21 protein-coding genes are annotated in these 21,468 nt (G+C 39.2%); 12 read left to right on the top strand and 9 right to left on the bottom strand.

Annotated elements, in window-relative coordinates; all coding sequences use genetic code 11:
* From ACIH2S_RS00885 to ACIH2S_RS00845, 9 genes are read right to left on the bottom strand one after another with little or no spacing between them, the layout of a single operon-like run.
* The gene (locus ACIH2S_RS00885) at positions 1–930 is read right to left on the bottom strand and encodes a FliM/FliN family flagellar motor switch protein (RefSeq protein WP_036949950.1); all 930 of its coding nucleotides are present in this window, start codon (positions 928–930) and stop codon (positions 1–3) included.
* Positions 930–2,198, bottom strand: coding sequence for a type III secretion protein (locus ACIH2S_RS00880; RefSeq protein WP_108478665.1), 1,269 nt, complete (start codon positions 2,196–2,198; stop codon positions 930–932). The genes ACIH2S_RS00885 and ACIH2S_RS00880 overlap by 1 nt, the downstream gene beginning before the upstream one ends.
* Positions 2,170–2,625 (bottom strand): hypothetical protein, encoded by a 456-nt coding sequence (locus tag ACIH2S_RS00875; protein ID WP_036949946.1) that lies wholly within the window; start codon positions 2,623–2,625, stop codon positions 2,170–2,172. Before ACIH2S_RS00875 ends, ACIH2S_RS00880 begins: the two co-directional genes overlap by 29 nt.
* Positions 2,625–3,917, bottom strand: a complete 1,293-nt coding sequence (gene sctN, locus ACIH2S_RS00870) for a type III secretion system ATPase SctN (protein WP_108478767.1) — start codon at positions 3,915–3,917, stop codon at positions 2,625–2,627. Before sctN ends, ACIH2S_RS00875 begins: the two co-directional genes overlap by 1 nt.
* 6 nt (positions 3,918–3,923) lie before the next feature.
* The gene (locus ACIH2S_RS00865; protein WP_036949943.1) at positions 3,924–4,328 is read right to left on the bottom strand and encodes a type III secretion system protein; all 405 of its coding nucleotides are present in this window, start codon (positions 4,326–4,328) and stop codon (positions 3,924–3,926) included.
* An 11-nt stretch (positions 4,329–4,339) separates the two neighbouring features.
* A complete protein-coding gene (locus tag ACIH2S_RS00860) occupies positions 4,340–6,406 on the bottom strand; it encodes an EscV/YscV/HrcV family type III secretion system export apparatus protein (RefSeq protein ID WP_036949941.1) in 2,067 nt (688 codons plus the stop codon).
* 23 nt (positions 6,407–6,429) lie between these two features.
* Complete coding sequence (gene sctW / locus ACIH2S_RS00855; RefSeq protein WP_036949938.1) at positions 6,430–7,557, bottom strand: type III secretion system gatekeeper subunit SctW; 1,128 nt, start codon at positions 7,555–7,557, stop codon at positions 6,430–6,432.
* Entirely contained in the window at positions 7,548–9,248 is a 1,701-nt protein-coding gene (gene sctC / locus ACIH2S_RS00850; RefSeq protein ID WP_108478664.1) for a type III secretion system outer membrane ring subunit SctC, read from the bottom strand. Before sctC ends, sctW begins: the two co-directional genes overlap by 10 nt.
* Positions 9,238–10,053 carry an AraC family transcriptional regulator gene (locus ACIH2S_RS00845; protein ID WP_036949931.1) on the bottom strand — a complete coding sequence of 272 codons (816 nt, stop codon included), beginning with the start codon at positions 10,051–10,053 and terminating at the stop codon, positions 9,238–9,240. Before ACIH2S_RS00845 ends, sctC begins: the two co-directional genes overlap by 11 nt.
* Positions 10,054–10,322: 269 nt before the next feature.
* Between ACIH2S_RS00845 and ACIH2S_RS00840 the strand changes: the two genes are divergently transcribed.
* From ACIH2S_RS00840 to ACIH2S_RS00785, 12 genes are all read left to right on the top strand, one after another.
* Entirely contained in the window at positions 10,323–11,465 is a 1,143-nt protein-coding gene (locus ACIH2S_RS00840; protein ID WP_230083351.1) for a PrgH/EprH family type III secretion apparatus protein, read from the top strand.
* A gap of 13 nt (positions 11,466–11,478) precedes the next feature.
* Positions 11,479–11,790, top strand: a complete 312-nt coding sequence (locus ACIH2S_RS00835; protein ID WP_036949926.1) for an EscF/YscF/HrpA family type III secretion system needle major subunit — start codon at positions 11,479–11,481, stop codon at positions 11,788–11,790.
* Between the two features lie 67 nt (positions 11,791–11,857).
* Positions 11,858–12,154: a type III secretion system inner rod subunit SctI gene (gene sctI, locus ACIH2S_RS00830; protein ID WP_036949923.1), complete on the top strand. Its 297-nt coding sequence runs from the start codon at positions 11,858–11,860 to the stop codon at positions 12,152–12,154.
* Positions 12,155–12,157: 3 nt separating this feature from the next.
* Positions 12,158–12,913 (top strand): type III secretion system inner membrane ring lipoprotein SctJ, encoded by a 756-nt coding sequence (gene sctJ / locus ACIH2S_RS00825; protein WP_108478662.1) that lies wholly within the window; start codon positions 12,158–12,160, stop codon positions 12,911–12,913.
* The gene (locus tag ACIH2S_RS00820; protein WP_036949918.1) at positions 12,897–13,448 is read left to right on the top strand and encodes a hypothetical protein; all 552 of its coding nucleotides are present in this window, start codon (positions 12,897–12,899) and stop codon (positions 13,446–13,448) included. The genes sctJ and ACIH2S_RS00820 overlap by 17 nt, the downstream gene beginning before the upstream one ends.
* A complete protein-coding gene (locus tag ACIH2S_RS00815) occupies positions 13,426–14,106 on the top strand; it encodes a hypothetical protein (protein WP_051422580.1) in 681 nt (226 codons plus the stop codon). Before ACIH2S_RS00820 ends, ACIH2S_RS00815 begins: the two co-directional genes overlap by 23 nt.
* On the top strand, positions 14,096–14,581 hold the full coding sequence (locus ACIH2S_RS00810) for a hypothetical protein (protein ID WP_230082483.1): 486 nt from the start codon (positions 14,096–14,098) through the stop codon (positions 14,579–14,581). The genes ACIH2S_RS00815 and ACIH2S_RS00810 overlap by 11 nt, the downstream gene beginning before the upstream one ends.
* Positions 14,582–14,917: 336 nt before the next feature.
* Positions 14,918–15,346, top strand: coding sequence for a winged helix-turn-helix domain-containing protein (locus ACIH2S_RS00805; RefSeq protein WP_036949913.1), 429 nt, complete (start codon positions 14,918–14,920; stop codon positions 15,344–15,346).
* A 26-nt stretch (positions 15,347–15,372) separates the two neighbouring features.
* Positions 15,373–15,798, top strand: a complete 426-nt coding sequence (locus tag ACIH2S_RS00800; RefSeq protein ID WP_036949911.1) for a YbaY family lipoprotein — start codon at positions 15,373–15,375, stop codon at positions 15,796–15,798.
* 328 nt (positions 15,799–16,126) lie between these two features.
* Positions 16,127–17,719, top strand: a complete 1,593-nt coding sequence (locus ACIH2S_RS00795) for an inverse autotransporter beta domain-containing protein (RefSeq protein ID WP_108478661.1) — start codon at positions 16,127–16,129, stop codon at positions 17,717–17,719.
* A gap of 1,036 nt (positions 17,720–18,755) precedes the next feature.
* Positions 18,756–19,040: a helix-turn-helix domain-containing protein gene (locus ACIH2S_RS00790; protein ID WP_036949907.1), complete on the top strand. Its 285-nt coding sequence runs from the start codon at positions 18,756–18,758 to the stop codon at positions 19,038–19,040.
* 222 nt (positions 19,041–19,262) lie between these two features.
* Entirely contained in the window at positions 19,263–21,089 is a 1,827-nt protein-coding gene (locus ACIH2S_RS00785; protein WP_154609763.1) for an FUSC family protein, read from the top strand.
* Positions 21,090–21,468: the final 379 nt, after the last annotated feature.

The following is a 21,468-nucleotide window of genomic DNA, read 5'->3' as shown; positions in this document are numbered from 1 at the left end:
TTATAACCTTTTATCGCCTAAGCTTACCAATCGCTTAATTTCTAAGCCTAATTCGTCACTATCACCAATATAGGTCAGCTCGCCTTCTGCGATCAGTTGCTTGTTGGCATACACCTTCACTTCACGTTCTTTATTTTCACCAATTGAGTAGATTGCTCCCGGCTGGAGTGAATCCAATTCCTCTACACTGATGTCTGAATGACCCAATACAAAGGTCAGTTTGACCGTGAGGTCGTGCAAATTAAAAGGACGAACAGTTTCATCAACAAACTCCTCTTCCACCGCAGAATCTATCTGTTCGTCATCTGCTGTCATTAACTGTTCAATCATAAAAATGCCTTCTTGTTGTTTTTGAAAATGGGCCAATACACGCCCTGCAACGGTCATATCTAATTGTAATTGCTGAATACGCAGCACATCGCCAAGCGCGATAGACTGCAAAATTTTGCGACTGATATGGCTATAACCTAAAATCCAGTCGGCTTGCAGCTTAAGCTGCTCGGCTATCCCGTTTTGCGCCTTACGCTCGATTAGCCCTTCAATAGGCTCAGCTAACAGCACAATGCCAAGTTTCTTTTCTTTCACCGTGAACCTTGGTTGTAGGAGCTGTTCATCATCAATAATCTCGACGCCATGACAACGGAATTGCTCGGAGAAAAACGCCTTTCCGGTATTTTCATAAGTAAAAACTTTGCATAAGCTTTTGGTATCTAAAAGATTCCATGCGTAATGAGCCAACTTAGGCCAGCGGTGACGGCACCACTCTTCAGCATTCACCAGCACTTGAGTTTTCTGCTTTTTACTGTGTAGAGTGACTTGAAAATAGCGCTCTCCAACTTTGGGAATATGCATGTCTAAGTCCCATTGAAAACGCTGCTGCCACTCTCTCACCTGCTTTTCTCGGTGGCTAATTCGATGAATGTTTAGCATTAGGACTCCTCGTCTTGCTGATGCTGTTGCTGCCGTTGACGCTGTTGACCTTCCTGCTCTTCACGTCGGATTACCATTTTTTGTTCACCTGTCCATAAATGCTGGTTGTCTTGCAAAGCCTGCTGAACCTCATCGCTTTGCGTTGATGCCACCACCTGATCTTTGTTGGTACTCGCTAAAGCAAAAGAGACCGTTGGTGCATTTTGCCATTGGCTAAAGGTGTAACTCAGTGTGCGAGAAGGCACCGTTTTGAAACTTTCAACTTCGGAAGCTGCCATCAATTCAGCGACTTTGTTTACCATTGAAGAGGCTTGCTGTGTGTGTGTTGAAGTTTGAGAAGCCGAGGTTTGAAAAGTAGAAATTTGAGGCGTCACCGCCAGTGGCTTATCTCCCATCTCTGCACGCACTTGCGTTAAAATATTTTTGGTAATATCCATTTCATCCGGTTGAATGACTTCTGATTTTTCAATATTGAAGCTTTTCATATCAGGAAAATGTTGCGGTGCCGGGCGCTCATTTGGTACAGGACGCTCATTTGGCACAGGTCGGCTTTCGTGACTCGCAGAGGCATTCTGCCCCTCAAAATCATGCTGAGCTTGCATAACAGGCTCAGTCACAGAGTGAGTTTCACTCACTAAACTTGATTGACCATCACGCAAAGGTGATTTCAATACCGCGATATCCACAACTTCAGTCTGCTGCGCTAATGGGATGCTCATCCATTGGGTCTGCTTGACACTTGTCGGGTTATCTGACAAAAAGCGAGCCGCTTTTTGTTCTATAGTTTTTGTTTTAACGGTCTTCGCGTTAGTTAATTGACCAATCGATACCACCTCAACATTGGCGTTAAACGTAATCTGAGGAATATCATCTTCACTCACCGTTTGCCCTAATAAGTCATCAGGTTGTGCACTTAGTGAATGGTTCGCTTCGCTGTTGTTTTTATCTGAGCCATATTCTGCAGAGAGAAATGCCACTTTCACGCCAGAGTGCATATGCTGGATTTGAGTCGGTAAGTTCAACAGAACGGGTACTGCCAACTCCTCTACTGGTTTTTTAGGCTTTTTATTATTACCGGTCACTTGAGTCAGTTTTTTTTGAACAATATCCTGAGCCGCTTTTTTGACTGAATGCTGCTGACTGCCCTGCTTTTGAAAACCCGGTTTTTGCTGGTTATATTTTTGATGATTAAAACCAAGTGATGAAATTTTAGCTTCCATTACGGAATTAAATGTATTGTCACTGGGCAGTGATTTTATTGTCGACATGAACAAACAGCTCCTCGATTTCATTTTGTTGCTGACGCTCTAATTTTAACCACCGCGCCCTACGTTGTTGCTTGAGATATTTTCGGAATTTCTCGCACTTATTACGCAAAATGAACGTTCTTTCAGTCATTTGCTGCTTCAATAAATGGTACTTAGATAATTCAGCGTTGATGTTTTCTATCTGAAATTCACATTGGGCGATTTCTGATAAAACCACGGCTTTTTGCCGTTGACGTTCCCAAAAATCCATTTGGGTTAATTCTTCAGATTTTTCATACACCCCAACTTGTAGAGTTAATATGGCGATCCGTTGGTGGATATCTTGGCGCTGTTGCTGCAACTGCAAAATGGCGATTTTCAGCTTGCTTTGCTCTAACTGCACTCTTTCGAGACGCTTTTCAGTCAACGCTAATAATTGATTAATCATCAGGATGCCAAATGGTGTAATTGGGCTAACATTTCCTCAAAGCCCTCTGACTCATCCATGTTTTGTTGTAAGAAATGATTGATATCCTGCTGTTTATCTAAAGCACGGTCATTTTCTTGGCTTTCACCTCGCTGGTATTCCCCTAATTCGAGGTACAGCTTGATCTGCTCTAAGCGAGATAAATTTTCACGAATATCGACAGCAAATTGGCGATGTTCCGGCGTTGTTACCTTCTGAAAAACACGGCTAATACTGTGCAAAATATCAATCGCAGGGTAATGTCCTCGCCCCGCAAGTTTATGACTGAGATAAATGTGTCCATCCAAAATAGAGCGAATTTCATCTCCGATAGGGTCGGCTTCTTCCTCGCTTTCTAATAACACGGTGTAAAACGCAGTAATAGAACCCTGTTTTACGCGCCCTGGACGTTCGAGTAATAACGGAAGTTGCTCGAAAACAGAGGCAGGATAACCACGACGTGCAGGAAGCTCTCCTGCCGCAAGAGCCACATCGCGCAACGCCCTTGCATAACGGGTCATCGAATCGACATACAATAAAACCTGTTTTCCTAAATCGCGGAAATATTCCGCCATCGCTGTCGCCAATAAGGCGGCATTACAACGCTCAATCGGCGGGCTGTCGGAGGTGGCATACACTAAAATGGTTTTATCCGCATGGGGGGACTGCTTGAGTTCTTCAATAAACTCAATCACTTCTCGCCCACGCTCACCAATCAGTGCCACGATATGAATATCCCCGTGAGCGTGATTAATCAGCATGTTCATTAAGGAGGTTTTACCGCTACCCGCGGCTGCAAAAATACCGATACGCTGACCTAACCCGCACGTGAGCAATCCATCGATAGCGCGAATTCCTGTGACCATCGGTTCATTCACCGGACGGCGTTTATTCACACTCACTGGAGGATTATCAATGCGTTGCAGCTTGGTTTTTAACTGGGTGATTTCGCTATTTTTCTGACTTAATGCGCCTTCTAATTCCCCAGCAGCATTAAAAATATTCCCAGCAAGATGCTCCCCCATTTGGAATACAAATGGGTAGCCACTTGGGCGAATAACCACTTCACGAGTGAAGCCCTGAGCACGGCCAATGAGGCTCAAAACAGTTAGCCCTTCTTTGAAGCCTATTACTTGCGCTTTGGCGATAACTTTTGGCTGTGCCAATGACTGCTCAATAAAGCAGATCTCGCCAATAAATACGCCATTCAATGGAGCTTCAATCAGGCATCCATGAATGCGCACAGGATGTGCGCAAACGTCAAAAAGTTTCATCATCAATTACGATAATTGCAGACGCAATTCGTTAACGCGTTCAAAGAATTCTTCAAAAGAATCAGCAAATAATTGCATGTCATCCAATGAAGTCTCCTTTAATACCGCGGACAGCACCAAGTTATTTTCCATAATATTGAGTGCAGGTTGCCCTGGATAAAAATTACGTGGTACATATTCTAAAATGCTTTTTAATAATGAAGCGTGGGATGCATCGAGCCGGCTGTAATTACATTCCATTAAGCTGCACCAAATAATTAAATCATCCGATGACAAATCAATATTAATCGCAGGTACATCACTCATTTCGAGTTGAATATTGGAATGGCAATCAAGCTGCGGATTCACTAAATCACTGCGCCCCATGGCATTTAAAAATTCATTCAATTTTTCGACAAAACGGTATTTCATTTACGTATTCCTTATATCGTTTTAATAACGTTGACCTTCACCATTTCGGAAACCTCATTAAATGAGAGCACCTCAAGTTCAGGGAAACGACCTTCTAAGATTTTTTTCACAAACCGGCGGATATCCACTGGTACCAGTACATTGACATCTCTAACAGATAAGTAACTGTTTTCTAATGCCAATTCAGCAGCCTGAATAAGCTCATTGCTTTTTTCAGGTTCTAAATGCAAATAAACGCCACCAGATGATTGACGGATACCTTGGCGAATGGTGTCTTCCAGTTCGGCATTCACCATTAAGACATTCAAACGCCCTTCCACCGAGAAACGGGATGAGATATAACGCGCCATTGAGCTGCGAATGTGCTCTACCAGCATCATGCTGTCTTTCTCTTTGGGCACCCATTGCACTAAGGTTTCAATAATTAGCTTCATATTGCGCACCGAAATTTTTTCCATTAATAAACGTTGAAAAACTTCCGTGACTTTTTGTACGGTGGCGTGGCGATAGCATTCTTTCAGTAATTCGGGGTACTTTCTTTCAAGATCATCCAGTAAATTTTTAGTTTCTTGGATCCCGAAGAATTCATTGATGTGGCGTAAAAGCAGCGTACTGACGCAATCAATCATTTCCGTTACGTCATCGCGCACTAATAGACCGAGTTGCTCGACGTTTTCGCTGTATTGGTTGTCAAACCAGGTGCTGACTGAACCATATTCATCGGTATATTTGATGAGTTCCATACCAAGGTATTCCAGCTCATCATTCGCTGTTAGTAAGCGTTGACCATGAAAATAGACATCGTATTCACCCGCTTTTACTTCGTTTATTAGCACCACAATTTTGTTTTCTGGCACGATAGGCGAATAGTTAATAGCAATATCTGGAATGCGATATCCATAACGAATAAACACATCTTTTTTCATGCGAGATAGAAAATTATTATCTTCTAGATGCTGCTTATATTGCTGATTAACCGAGATAATGACGGGTAAAGTTTCAGGAATATACTCATCGTCGAAATCATCATTCGCGCGCTGAGTTTCCCCTTCAGTGGCTTCGGTTTGCAGATTTTCTTCACCCAATTGCTGCTCTTTTCGCTGTGCTTTACGCTTTTTAAAATAGCGAGTGGCAAATAACCCCATCAGCAATGCCGCAAGGAATAAGAAAATGGCGGTTGGAAATCCGGGTAAAAACCCCATGAATAGCACGATAAATGCGGTGATCAGGATGGTGAAATCATTGTCAAAAAGTTCAGAAACAATGTTTTCACCCAAGTTTTTATCATTGCCACCCACGCGGGTCACAATAAAGCCCGCACTGATAGAGATAAGAAGCGCTGGAATTTGTGCGACCAACCCATCACCGATGGTTAATAACGTGAAGGTATTTAATGCCGTGGAGAGATCCATGCCTTGCTGAGCCGTACCCACGGATATTCCGCCGATTAAGTTGACGAAAATAATCACGATACCGGCAATGGCATCCCCTTTGATGAACTTCATCGCACCGTCAAAAGAACCGAATAATTGGCTCTCTTTTTCCAGTTCGCCACGTTTAATTTTCACGGTCGCTTCATCGATAACCCCGGCGCGTAAATCCGCATCGATGCTCATCTGTTTTCCGGGCATCGCATCCAAGGAGAAGCGAGCTGCCACTTCAGCAATACGTTCTGAACCTTTAGTGATAACAATAAATTGCACGATCGTCACGATGGCGAATACCACCATTCCTACCACTAAGTTGTCCTGAATAACGAACTCACCGAAGGTATCGATAATGTCGCCAGCATCTGCTTCAAGCAGAATAAGTCGGCTGGTACTAATAGAGAGCGCCAATCTAAACAGCGTGCTAATCAGCAAAATAGACGGGAAGGATTGGAAGTTAAGAACTCGCGTAATATAAAACGAGCTCATAAAGATCAGCACCGAAATCATAATGTTCAGTGCAATCAATAAATCGACCAAGACGGTAGGTAACGGAATAATCAGCATCGCAATAACCATCACCATGATGACTAGCACCATCAGCTCAGGGCGATTACGGATCTGCAATAAAAATCCGGTTAAGTTTTTCATGAAATCGTGTATTTCCTGTCAAATTAGGGTTGTCGACGTAAGCGCTGCTCTTGCGCCAACAGTTGATCCATCTGTATTTTTAATTGGTCGAGTAATTCATCACGCGCTTCCAATGAGTAAAAAATGGCAACTGGGATAATTGAAAACGCAATAATCAGAAGCTGAACAAAGCGAGCACGTAGATCCGTGGTCATGGCACTTAATTGTTCCTGAATAAAATTCACCAGCTTGTCATTGAAACTTTCTTGGCTACGGATCCCACTGGTAAATAATTGGCTTAGCACCTTCTCCAATTGGCTCTGCGGCAAGAGGTTTTGTGACAACTGTTTTTGTGACAAGCTCGCTTGCTGGCGAAACAGACCCGATTGGAGAAATTGCTGACTAAATGTGCGGTCTAGTGACTGCAATTCACGCAGACGACCAATTCGTGTAAAGAAGCTGCCAAACTCACTGATATTGAGGTCTCCCAGCGGCAGTGCTTGTAAGTCACACGCCAAGGCCCTTGCGAGATAACGCATCATGTTTTCCCGTTGAATCAGTTCCATTTCTTCTACCCACTGTTCGTATAAATAGACCACTGGACCGTCATAACCGATAAATTCGCGGTATAAGGTGCGTAAGTTCCCAGCACTTTCACGCAGAGTTTGGGCAAACGCTTTGGCAATTAGCGCGATGTTTGCCCCTGCCTGCGCCGTACGGTTGGTATCTTCCGTTAGCAGTAACCGCTCTAACTCTTGTAAATGATCAATCTGCTCCTGCTTGAGTTTTTTACGGTTGATAAGCGCGGCAAGCACCATCAGTAAATCGCTAGGATCAGAGAAAAACTGCAATAAAAAGGCGCGTAGCTGCTGAGGTGTCATCAACTGACGATTGAGTATTCCTTCAATCTTCAGCACTTTTTCGTCCGCATTGTTTTCTAAGATGCGCTCAGCAAAGCGCATCCACTCCTCTTCTTGCCCTTTTTTCGAACCGCCTCGACGAACATGGCTCGCGGCCAACATCGCCATCGAAGCGTATTCGCTGGAACTGTCAATCACCCCCGCACCACGCGCAGCTTCATCGGAGTCATCACTGCTTTTCGTGGCTGTACGACTCTTATCTTGTGCGTTCAGTAGCGTGCGATTGCTATAGCTCAGCGGGGTTATTGCCATGAATCCCTCATGTATTGCTGGAGAAACTGTACAGTTCCATGCAGTTGGCTATCTTTTTGTGTAATACGGGCTTTCTCGGAAAATTGTCTCCCATCCCACACTTCGTTTTCATCCAATAAACGCGGCTGGATTAAAAAGATGCGCACCATTTTTTGTTGATTGGTCGAACTATGGCGGAATAAGCCACCCACCCAAGGAATATCACCAAGAAGAGGAATTTTGCTTTCATTTTCAATATATTGGTCGCGGGTATAACCACCGATTAATAAACTGCTATCTTTGGCGATACGTGCCACGGTATTAATGCTGGTACGGTTAACCGTCGGAAGCCCTTCAACGCTGGACGTTTTACCGCTGCTATCACGGTTCTCTGCACCGTCTTCGATATTGACTTCCATTTCAACACTTTGGCCGGCTGAAATGCGCGGCATGACGCTGATCATCGTGCCGTAAGTGACAGATTCGAGAGTTGCGGTACGTTCACCTTGTAGCTTGGCGTAGAAACTGGTGTTGTTATCAAACAGCGCAGGAACGTTTTCTTGGGTCAGTAGCACCGGACGCGAGACAATTTGGCTATTACCATTTTTGCTTAGCGCATCAATTTGTACTAAAAACTTGCTGCTATCGGGTAAAGTGCTTCGATTGAAAGAAACAGAGCCACCGCCTACGTTAAAAGAACCGACTTCCCAATTGACCCCTAAGTTATCTAACTCAGAACGCGTGATATCGATGATCCACAAAGAAAGCTCCACTTGGCGGCGGCGGTTATCTAATGTTTTAACCAAATCGCGGACGTAACGGATCTGCTCAGGGCTACCTTTCACAATCAGGCTGTTGCTGTCAGGATGGGCAACCAGAGAAAAGCTACTATTTGATGCGCCACCACGTTTGACGGTGACTTGGCGATTTTCAGGACGAGCGCCACCAATGGGTGCATCCATCAAGGCATCAATTTCATCCCCATCGGTATTGAGCTTTGCAGGTAAAATTTCGAGGGTTTCTTCGACGCTACTGCCCCCATTTTTAAACAGGGAACTGATCACCGATAACATGCCGGGAACCGTGATCGATTGACCACGTAATGAGTAACTTCGATCGCTTACAGAGGCATGCTTCAGCGGGAGTACCGCAACATTACCACTGGTTTTTTCTTCTTGTTTGCGTTGCTCGCCAAGATACAACGCGGCACCTTTAATCAACTCAACATAGAGCGGCGGTCCCGACACAAATAACATCGTGTCGCCACCTTGGGAACGAACAGGAAAACGCGCATCATAGATGCCATTACGTTGAATATAGCTGAGAACTTGCTGGCTACTGACTTTATGAGTTGGAATAATCAGACTACGCATTTCACTATTATCATAGACATAAATGCCTGCACCATCGTCATACCAGACTAACGCGATACGACGCGTTAAGGCTTTAAACATTTCATCGGCATTCGCGAGGTTAAAATTTCCCGTCACTTTTTTCTGGGATGCCAATTTACTTAAAATAATCGGCTTGTTAATTTGTTCCGCTACAGCATCAAACACTTTGCCTACCGCGATATTATTCGCGACAAACGTGTCTGCACTTCTTTCTTGTGTTACCGGCTCTGCAATCATCATTTCTGATTGCGCGGTATTGATATTTACACTCAGTAAAAACAGCGAGATAAAAACCGCCATTAATTTTTTACTGTTCATATAACGTTGCTCCAAGGTGCCTTATTTCTGATGGGGTTAATCCCAATTCTTTTTTCAAATCATTCGTGAAGTGAGAGGCGGAGCAGTAACCTGCTTCTAACCCAACATCTAAAATAGAACTTTCACTTTCAATTAATTGCAAAATGGCCGCCCCCATACGTACGCCCATAATTTTGCGTTTAGCGGTTTTATTAAAGTTTTCTCGGTAGAGTTGTCTAAAATAAGAAGCGGAAATGCCGTAACGGGCACACAGTTGATTAATATTGGCGTTTTTGTCTTGCTGAGCGGCTGAAATTAAAAAGCGCATCATTCCATACGCTTCATAGCGTCTTAATACATCACACCAATCATCAAATAACGGCTGCTTTTTAATGATCAAATCAATTACGATATTTTTAATTAAAACAGGTGCTGATATTTCATCGTCAAATAGAATGAATTCACCTAGTTGGTTTTCATCACTCTCTCTGGTGGCTTTTTTTGCAAGAAAGGATTGCCCCATTGCAGTATCAATAATAGCCAGCGTTTCAACGAGTTCAGATAATTCCATTGTATAGATATCCCATAAGGCTTTATCTTCAATCGTTAATTCATCCAAACCGCAAACAAAGATAGCGGGTTCTTGTACTTTAATATTTAAATTTGTATACCGAGATTTATAACAAAGCGTCGCTTTCGCTTTTACTGTGGTTACAGTTTCTATTGAGGTTATAGTTTCTTTTGGTATTGACAAGACCAATACGTCTTGTAAAGAAAAGCAACTATTTCTACTCGCCAATAATTTAGCAATATCTTCATTCGACATTATAAATAGACCTTATCCATTGATTTTTACTTGATATAGGTTCATTGATTAAATATAAAAAAACAAATGAATACTCTGGAATAGTTTGGAATTAACTATAAAAATAAAGGGTGTGAATGAATAAGATAAATTCAGCTGACTATATTATGTTCTTATATTTAAATGCTGAGCATTGAAGTCAATATGATTCGCTATTTTTTATTAATTGAGATTATCTTATGATAGAAACAAAATACCACACCTGCATAATGAAAATCATTAGTGGTTCGATGAATAGTCAAGAGCTAATGATTAACATCGATAAAAATCTTATTATCGTTGGGCAATATACTAAATACAAAACTGAAATAGATGAAAACGGTTTCACAACCTATTATATTCCTAGCGAACATACCCAGTGCGAGTTTTCTATTGTTTCTCATGACGAACATAGTAATAATTTTGCAATTAATCTTAAACAAGATGGAAAAAGTCGTCACCTCACTGTCACACTACAAGAAATCTTGCTCATTGACACCTTTCCAATCGTAATTAAGCTATTGAATACTGAATGGAATTACCCCGAAAAAGACCAAAAACCATTGTCATCTAAATCACTATCGCTTACAGAAAATAGATCCACTGCCATAAAACAGAAACCAAAGTTTAATAAGAAATGGCTTTTTGTTTTATTATTAACATTTGTTGTTATTTTTATATTATTCGTTGAATTCCAAATTAATCCAAAAAATAACGCTGCAAAACAGATTAAAAATATAGATAATATATTAAAAGGAAGCTATTACCCTATTATCTATACGCAGAATAAAAATGGCGAAATACTTATTCTCGTCAAATCGCAAAGAGATGAAGACTGGAGCCGTCAAGTTTTACTAAAATCAGATTATCAAGAAAAATATACCATCAAAAAAATAAACCTTCTTGAAAAAGAAATTGAAGATAAGTTAATAGATACTGTACCCAATTTATTAAAGGTTGACATTAGCAACCCTTGTCAACCCGTCATTCGAGTCGTGAAAAACCCACTACCGAATAATGATGATAAAAATATTAATCGCATTTTATCTAGTTACTTCAGTTGTTATAACCAAAGCCAACTTGTACAGATTCCTCTTGATGAACTCATCAAGAGAGCAGAGTTAGGATTGACTGAAAGTAATGTGAAATGGCAAAGAATAACCAAAGGTAACTACATTATCTTTGTTATAAGAGATAGTTTAAATGATAAACAGACTCTCTCTTTAATTAGCTTCACCAATTCATTTAGTCAAAAGTGGGGAACCAAGCAAATTCAATTTTCCGTCTCCCTTGCCAATAATGAACTGGCTGGAAAATCGTTTATCACCAATTCTAATGGTATTACGTTGTTAGGTAATAATCATTGGTTATTTAACTCAAATCAACCTAATTAATGAGGTAATAAATATGGCAACTCCAGGCATTAGTAATGCAAATGGTAATTGGGATGCATCTGCATTAGAACAAGCATCTACCATAGCAACAGATAATAAATGGGGCATGATGTATCGCAGCTCCGCAGGTATTAGCGAAAGAACAAAAACTATCGCTGATGAATTAAAGTCTATGATCGACAACCCAAATCTGGAAGTCGATAACCCGCTGACTCTGGGTAAAATCACAGCATTAAGCGGTAACTATAATATGGCACGTCAATTACAAAGCAACATAATGAAGTCCTTTAAAGATGCGGCGCAAGCCATTATTCGTAACGTGTAAGCCCGCAACGTTTAATTTACATCAGAGCATCACTGATCCTGATGCTCTATTTTTATAGGAGATACTTATGTTACCTATTAATCCTGTTTCAGTATTATCAAATATCGCTGAAATGGCACCTGTTACTCCAGCGGCTATCCCATTGGAAGATAAAGTGAAACAGTTATTTGCTGAGTACACGACCTCTGTGAGCCAAGAAAAAGCGGATCTTCTGGAGAAAATGAATACCGTTGACCCAAGCGACCCCGCTAAATTATTGGAATTACAAAACCAAGTCGGTAATTACAGCCTCGCCTTGAATATGGTCAGCACACTCACACATAAAAGTGTTTCTGCCATCGATACGGTATTAAAAGCACAATAGACCATGAATATATTAAAGAAATTCCTATTAATCGGGTTTATTAGCTTACTGCTCGGCTGTGATAACCAGCTATTACTGAGCAATTTAAGCCAGCGCCAAAGCAACGAAGTGCTTGCGATTTTGCAAGAGCACGGGGTTGATGCTAAGCGTAAACAGGATTCTAAAAATGGAGACTCGATTCGCGTAGCACCTGACGATTTTGTTATTGCGGTGGATCTTTTACGTCAATACAACCTGCCATCCAAAAATCCAGTGGAAATTATTGATGCCTTTCCTGGAGATTCGTTGGTTGCCTCACCGCAAGCTGAACGAACACGATTATTATCTTTGATTGAACAACGGCTTGAGCAATCTCTACTAACCATTCCTAATGTGGTCAATGCGAGAGTCCATGTGAGCTACCCTATCTCAGGTAATGGTCCCGTAAAACAGGCGCAAAAAGTTTCCAGTCTCGTGACTTACTCAGGTAATGAAGACCCAAAAGTGATGATGAATAAGATTAAGTTATTCCTCAATAATAGCTTTGCCGAAACCACCTATGACAATGTTTCTGTTGTGATAGTCAACCGCCCTCCGCTGCTGTATCAAACCCAAAATGGTCCAACCCCAGCATTTAATCCAGTGATTGCCTCTGCTTTAATCACTGCATTAATCGGTATGCTAATTGCATTTGGATTGTATCTATACCATCGCAACAATAAACAAAGCGATGAAAATGAAGAAGAGGTGGAGAAATCAAATCATGCCCCAATTGAGTAAGCTGCTGATTGACCAAAAAAATATTTTCTTAGCACCGGGGGATTATTTTCACTCGGAGTTCGTTGATGAGCATTATCATCAGCTACCCGTTCCGCTACAACAGCTGCAAAACTTGCAGCTTATTGAGCAATATCAATTAGATTTACCCGATGAAAAAACGTTGATATTACCCGAGATACTTGCCGAAAATTGGTCATTATTACCTTCTGTGGCGTGGGGTTTGGGGGTTATTCAGTACCCAGGCCCTCTGCCTTGGTGGGGAGAGCTATCTCAATATAGACAATTGCATCAGAAATTTAGCCACCCTTCATGGCAAGACATAACACAGACCATCGATACGCCTCAGCATTTACTTGCATTAGGCGCTGAGCAGCTTTTGATGTGTTTAAACACCTTTAGTCACGGCTATGCTACCCGCGCAAAATATATGTTTAGCCACCGCACACAGCAGATGATCCCTCACACGGCTTCCACTCTGCTACCTTGGAATATTATTGAAGAAACTTGCCGCTATGTCAGAGAACACACAACCTAATATCCAGCAGACTTTAATTGAAAATGTGCTGATTAAGTATCCGGTTTTAGACACCAATAGATATGCCCAGTCGGTTGTTAAACAGGCACATCAAAAAGCCAAAGCACATATTCAACAAGCTCAACAGTCTGAGAAAAATATTCATACTATTGCCTATCAACAAGGCTACCAAGATGGATTAACACAGCTTTTGAATGATTTTATTGGTGCCCTCAATGACAGTGAAGCCCAATACCAAAATCAGGTGAGCCAAACAGAAAGCCAATTAACTCAATTACTCATCGGTTTGTTTACTGACGCGCGTCTACAAGAAATTGTGGTAGAACACTTTGCTCAATTACAATCCGAAGCTCACCAGGTTCAATTACACATACCGGCATCCTTGCAAACCAAGATAAGCACTAGAGCTAACGGCACCAAAATATGTACTAGCCCCGATAATTCAATCACGTTAGAAGTGAATAACGAAATTACACAATTCTCGCCGAAACTGGCGGCAGAAAAAATATTACCGCATATTTTTCCGATTTCGACCCGTTGTTTAATTTTGCAACAACACAAACAAGCTTATGCACTATTAATTCAACAAAAACGGCTAATCCAACAAGAACGTGCACTCCAACAAGAAGAAACAAGGAGGGGAAAATATGAAAATTGACTCTAATTTGCTGAATACTTTGTCAGCTTCGCGTACTCATGGCAATACGCCATCGAGTCTATCCGACCTACACACTAAAATGAGTACCCTTTGGAATTCCCATATCAACATGAAAGAGATACAGAACTATCAGGAAAAAAATATCCCCCACATTTCTGAGGATAAAAACACTAAAATACAAAGTTTTATTAGTGAATTTAAACACCAAGATAGTGATAAAACACGATTCGCATTGGTGTTTAAAACCATGGTGAATTTGAACCGTAATGATAAAGAATCATTCATTACTCAAATCGTTCAAACATTAAAGTCTTCATCTGAATCTGACCCTGCTTTATATAAATATTTCACTAAAGCTATTCAACGTTATATGTCGATAAGTTTAATGAATACTCCATTTACTGAACAATTGAATAAAAACATGACTAGCTTCAATCTTGATGGCGATGAAGATGAAGATTCATCAATCATATAACCATAATGATTAGATAACCTTGTACTATTAGATTAGTTCATTACTTAGCGTCTCACCGACGAATATTTATAAGCTTAGAGTACATTTTTTATAACCTAAGCTTTTTAACTCCCTCCTTTTTAAAAAACATAAAAAAAATAAATTTGAAATTGATATATACACTCACAGATAGTAGTTTAAATTTACATCACCAAAACACATTGTTCGAATTTAAAAAAACGCCTTAATTTTTCATTAACTCATTACCCTACTGTTTTTTTATATTCAACATAATTTTACTGATGATTACGATGTCGATAATTAATTTTATATTGAACTATATCTGTGGGAAATATTATGAATAACATGGAATACAATAAAATAGAGCCAATGATGCTTTTATGTGGTCAAGTCGTTTATGACCCTCTGAAGAGAACGCTATCTCGCGGAAAAAGAACCGTGAATTTATCTGAAAATGAATCCTGCCTCTTAAAACTGTTGTTATTAAAAACGAATAGCAAGCGAGAGGTGATGCATGAAATTTGGGAAAAGCGCGGAACTATCGTGACTGAAAGCAGTTACTACAAGTTAGTCAGACAATTACGACAATCATTTAAGAAAGTTGAGTTAGATGAAAATCTTATCATGACACTGCCCAGAATTGGTATCTTGTATACTGGCGAAAAATCAGAAATGCCAATTTTATCAAGAGTTAATGAGCGAAAAAACATGTATGCGTATGTTCGCTGTTTTTTTCAGAAAGTATTTAATCGCTCATATCAATAAATTATTCATATAAAAGAAGAAAAATCATGCCAAGAATTGCTATATCAAAATTTATTTTACATTCAATTTTTATTTTAGCGTGTTGTTTATTTCTATTTGCTTGTAATAACCCAATAAATCAAAATCGAAATACATTTAATATTCAAGGTGATGTTTACAGCCAATCTATCGATATTCCTAGTGATGCGCTAATTACCGTTTCGGTCACCCCAATAAACGGAAACAGTTACTCTGAAAAAAGTCATTATGATTATACTATGACAACCAGAAAATCAGCGAGAACGGTTAATTTTTCCATTAATTTACCGGAACCGTTATTAACCCAAGGTCACTATTTTGGATTAAGCGTGAGAGTTGAAAAAAAGGGTGAATTACTGATGATGAGTAATCAAATTACTCCATTAAATCAATCTAAATCTGAAAGATTTTCTTTAAAAGTAAATTCTATTTGATTTATTAGGTTAGAGAATATCAGTAACCACAGCACTTAAATACTTTAATGCCTAATGAAAAATTGCTAAATGCATAAATCGACACAACAAAGAATTAGTCATCACTAGAATTCATTGGAATTACTTTTCTTTGAAGAAAAATTCAAAATTATTCAAAAAATAGATCTTAAAAAAGTAAATATACTTCATTCAAATATAAATAGAATGATGTTGAGTATTGGCAGCTTATTTTAATGACTGTGAAAATCTTAAGGACTGTTATAAATCAGGGATTTTTAAAATACTCATCAACGATATTTAATTAACCCTATATTCTCGGAGTTCCTTAATGAATCGCAAGTCTAAGGATTTTATTCCTTATCATGTTACATTTATTGCGTGGATAAATATTGCAACGCAGATTAGTTTTCCTTTAGTATCAGTTTTTGCACCTGTCGCAGCCAATGCATTTACAGAGCAAAACCATCAACAACGCACGTTTTTATTACCCAAAAAAAATACGCTTACTTTAAGAGAAACTCAGCCATATACACTACAAGCGGGAGAAACAACTCAGAGTATTGCCAAAAAATATAATATAAGTTTGGAGCAATTACGTAAGCTTAATCAATTTAGAACATTTTCTCAAAGTTTCGAGACCCTAAAAGCCGGCGATGAGCTAGATATTCCTATGTCGCCGTTACCAACTTTAGAATGGGAAAACGAAAAACCTGTTTATATTCCACCAGAAGCATCGAGTGAAGAAGAAATTAAACTGGCGCAGTTTGTTTCCAAAGCGGGCCAATTTTTTACAAAGCAGCCTAATCATCACAAAACCAAAGCATTTACCCAAGAGATAATCACAACCACAGCAAGCAGCTATCTACAAGATTGGTTTAATCATTTTGGTAGCTCACAAATAAAGCTGGTTGCGGATAAGAAATTTTCATTAAAAAATTCGCAAATTGATTTGCTGCTGCCAATTTATGAAAACGAAGAAAGTTTATTCTTTACTCAAGGTAGTTTTCATCGTCAAGAACAGCGCATTGAAACCAACCTCGGCTTTGGGGCACGTTGGTATGGTGAAAATCAAATGGTTGGCGGAAATACCTTCTTTGACTACGATATTTCACGTGGTCATTCTCGTTTAGGATTAGGTGTTGAATATCGTCGTGACTTCTTAAAATTGTCAGGTAACAGCTACCATCGTCTTAGCAGCTGGCGCAATGCCCGAGAATTAACCGATCATTCAGCTAGACCATCTAATGGATGGGATCTCCGCGCAGAGGGTTGGTTACCTACCTATCCACATATTGGTGGAAAGCTCACTTACGAACAATATTATGGTGATGATGTTGCGCTATTCGGCACCAAAAATTTACAACGTGATCCATATTCCATCAATATAGGTCTTAACTATACTCCGGTTCCATTAATCACATTCAATGCGGAACATCGCCAAGGAAAAGCCAGCAAGAAAGATTCGCGAATTGGTTTACAACTCAACTACCAATTTGGCAAAAGCTTGAAGCAACATTTGGATCCGGAATCCGTCAATGCATTTCGTTCATTGATGGGCAATCGCTATGATTTCGTCAGTCGTAACAACCATATCGTTCTGGATTATAAAAAAAATGACGTCATCCACCTAAACATAACGGACTCTATCACGGGCTACGCAGGGGAAAAGATCCCTTTACATTTCACAGTGACCAGCAAATATGGGTTAAGTCACATAAAATGGGATGCTCAAGCACTGGTTGCCGCAGGCGGACACATACTCAATGAAAATGGTCAATATAACCTTGTGTTGCCTTCCTATAAAAATACCAAAAATGCGAACAATTACGCTATTACCGCCATTGCTATCGACAAGAAAGGGAATACCTCTTCCAAAGCTATTGTGCGTGTTTCGGTTACCCAACCTGTTATTCACCCCTAACAAGGGTCATTTCATCCTGCAAAATTGATCTAATCGCTGACGGTAAAAGCGGCTTCACCAGCAAGCAAGCCGGAGATGCCAAAATTACGGTGACTGCCAATGGAAAATCTAAGGCAATAAGAATGAATTGTAAGCGAATCTTAAAGGTAACAGAAATCTCACCACAATATTAGAATTTGCAGGTCAACAAATTACAATCACTAAGTAAATACACGTAAGATCTTGGAGGTTTTTAAAATATGCGAAAATCATAATCTGAAATTTATTACTTTATTGATAGCCGTATAACGAATATTTATACTGCAAAGATTAAAATCGGAAATCCTTTACTACTAAAGTGGCAGACAATTTAGTACTATTTGACTTAAAATGATTAATGCAAAGTTTTAATTTTAATCATCATACAAACCTCCCACTTGCTCACCAAATCTTTGATACTAAAATAACTATCACGTTAGAAACAAAAAAATAAAATAGAAATCAAAATATTTTGATCTTTATTAAGATGCCATGAATATACATATTTCATAAAATCATAAAAAAATTGATCAAATAACGATCTTCCTAGATTGATGTCTTTATGAAATAAATCAAAAACCAAAAATAATTAAACCAAATTACAGAGATTAAATATAGAAATCCTGTATTGTTAATGTTTTATTTTCTGTTTTTTTGGGTTTAAATATTGAATTAATCAAAATTAACGATAAATTATATTGATCAAAAACAATACACTAAAATTTACATTTGTTATAACATCGCAGGAATTTAAATTTAAACCATTGAAAATGAAAAAATAATTCTTTCATTAAATATTTAAAATTAATAATCGTAAACATGTAGATATTTTAGACGTCATTTTGGGACTAATTGAAAACAATTATAAGGATAGTATATCATTCAGTGAGTGGCACTTGAGGGTCACTATATATTTAGCCCAAAATTAAAATGCGCAGATTATATTAAATCACTTTTATAAAATCTGAAAATTCACATTGATTGTTATCTCAACAATATAATTTAATAGAGAATATTTATGAATAGAAAATTTCCTGTCGCTTATGCTGTCGGACAAAAAATCAAGTCATTAAGAAAGTCTCAAGGTTATACTGTGTTTCAATTAGCACGAGAATGCAATATCAGTGAACAACAACTATTCCGTTATGAACGAGGTGTTAATCGTATTGATATTGATTGCTTAGCTAGAGTAACAAAAATATTAGATGTTAATATCAGTGATATATTTTGTGATGTATTTCAAGACAATCAAGATACTAAATACGAAAATAAAATCCAAGAATCAGTTGAATCTTACGCATAATATGCGTAATCGGTATTCCGTATTAACTTCAACTATTTTTTGATTTAAAAAAGTCCATATATGATGCTCTTGCATAAAAAGTAAAAGCCTATTTTAAGGCTTTTACTTTTTATTTTACCTCGAGCTCTGTTTTCCAATATTGGCGCTTTCCACCTCTGTTTGCGATTTATCACCACAAGCACTACCCTATACGCAGTTTTATTCACCCATCTGCGAAAAACCATGTCACAGCCAACTACATTAATACAGCGATTCGGATTTGATTCTGACCGTTTACGCTTTGCAATAATCACCGCCTGCGCATCCATTCTTGCACTATTTATTGCTGAATATGCAGGACTTACTCACCCCCAATGGGCAGCAATGACTGTATGGGCTTCCGCGCAACCTTGGCGTGAAAACTTATTAGAAAAAAGTTGGTGGCGTTTTGCAGGTACTGTTATTGGTGTCGTTGCTGGCATTGCTCTCATTCAAATTCACCTAATCAGCCCATTATTATTTGTGATCAGTTTAGCGGGGTGGTTAGGTGCATGTAGCGGTATCGGACAGCTACAAAAAGGCTTTGTAGCCTACGGTACTTTTTTGGCAGGTTACTCAGCGGTGATGGTGAGCATGCTTAGCGTTCATGCCACCGATAATATTTTTGCCGTTGCATGGGATCGATTTTGGACTATTTTAGTTGGCGTATTATGCGCAGTTTTGTTTAACTTTTTATTTACCCCTAAACGAGAACAAGCCTCTATCATCGCGCTCAAACAACAAATTGATCAGCAGTTTTACCAGATTTTGCACCGTTCTTTATATAGAAAAGAGTCTATTGAACAACAGGACATTGACATCTTATGGCAGCAAATGGCCGCCTATGATGAGCAGTTAGAAGCCAACCGTATTGGATGGCGTTATCACCGTAAACAAGTCGTAAAAGCCCGCCAACAACTACTCGCGCAAAGCCAGATTTTGCTACAACTTGATACGTTTAAAGGGATAGCTGCATTTCCATTCCCAGCAACACAACCGACTGAATTACAATGGAAACATATCCTATCCCTATGCCCGAATGGCGTATTGAAAAATCTTCTTATCCCACTGTTTTACGTGTCAAAAGGGTTAGCTATCAAGGCAAAATACCGGGTAGATAAGCTAAAGCTCCACCATGATCGCATTGCTGCTTGGCAAGCTTTTGCGCGCTCGTTCGTTGCCATTGCCACCGTAGGCTTACTCTGGCTAGTGACCCAGTGGCAAGCACTGGCATATTTAACTCTCGGGTTATCGGTGATGATCGCTCTGTTCGCATCCCTCGATTACCCCGCTAGGTTTATGAAAAACATCTTCACAGGACAATCTTTCGGAGCACTTGCCGCGTTGATTTGTACTTGGTGTCTATGGCCATTTGCATCATCATCATGGCAAATGACCTTATTCATTGTGCCCGTCATCATCAGTGGAATTTTGGTTTTTGCCCACAAAAAACTGATTTTAATTGCCTTTGATTACATCATGGTCTCTTTGATCTTACTGCAACCAAGCTACCCTTTTACCTTAAGTTTTCCAGAAAGCCTCGGTAATGCCATCGCCATTATTTGTGGACCGTTAGTCGCGATGGGGGCTTTTTATTGGATTTACCCAACAAATCCGAAGAAACGTTACCAAAACCTTATTTTACTCAGTGAACAACAATTTAAATTGGGTCTTAATAAAATTATTACCGGACAAAAACCATCAACATCACAGATGAGCCATCGCCTATTTAGCGGGTTAATATTGGCTCGTAAAAGTGATTATCCATTTGATAGAACAATACAATTTTTTGCCGTTCGCCACGCTATTTGGCTCAATCTGATGCAAGTTTATAAACAGTTCTCTACCTCTGAATCACACAATCGAGCCCTAAAAGGACTCGTTTTACGTTTGCAGCACCCACAGCCTAATGTTGAAAAAATTCACCGCCTGTTGAAAACACTATTACGTAGGCAACAAAACAGTGCTGAATTACGTCAATTGTATAATGATGTTCATCTCTACTTGCATTATTTAGAAACTAACAATTGAATATAAAAAATAACAATCAGCGAGAGATTGAAAACAATAAAATAAATTACCGTTCTAAATTGATTTAAAAAAATAAATCTCTTACTTAAATTATAGAACCCCAAAATATCATCAATAAATAATGAAAAAATCGAGGGTTAATTTAAAAGATATTTAAATTAACCCTTAATAACTTCAATCTGTTACAAACGTAAAATTTGTTATATTTTCGTTTAATATCAGTAATTTGATAAATATCATGCAACCTTCTTTTTTTCATACTTCTGTTTGACTTACTCCATTTCTATTTGCATAGTAGTACTCATAATAATTTTTATACTTTTCTGCTTTTTATTTTCAATCCTATTTATTCCAACACATTTAAATATATCTGATTACA

It is taken from the genome of Providencia lanzhouensis (assembly GCF_050469745.1).
Taxonomy (GTDB): Bacteria; Pseudomonadota; Gammaproteobacteria; order Enterobacterales; family Enterobacteriaceae; genus Providencia; species Providencia lanzhouensis.
Note: the sequence above shows the minus strand (reverse complement) of the source record. Positions and strands in the feature narration are given on the sequence as shown.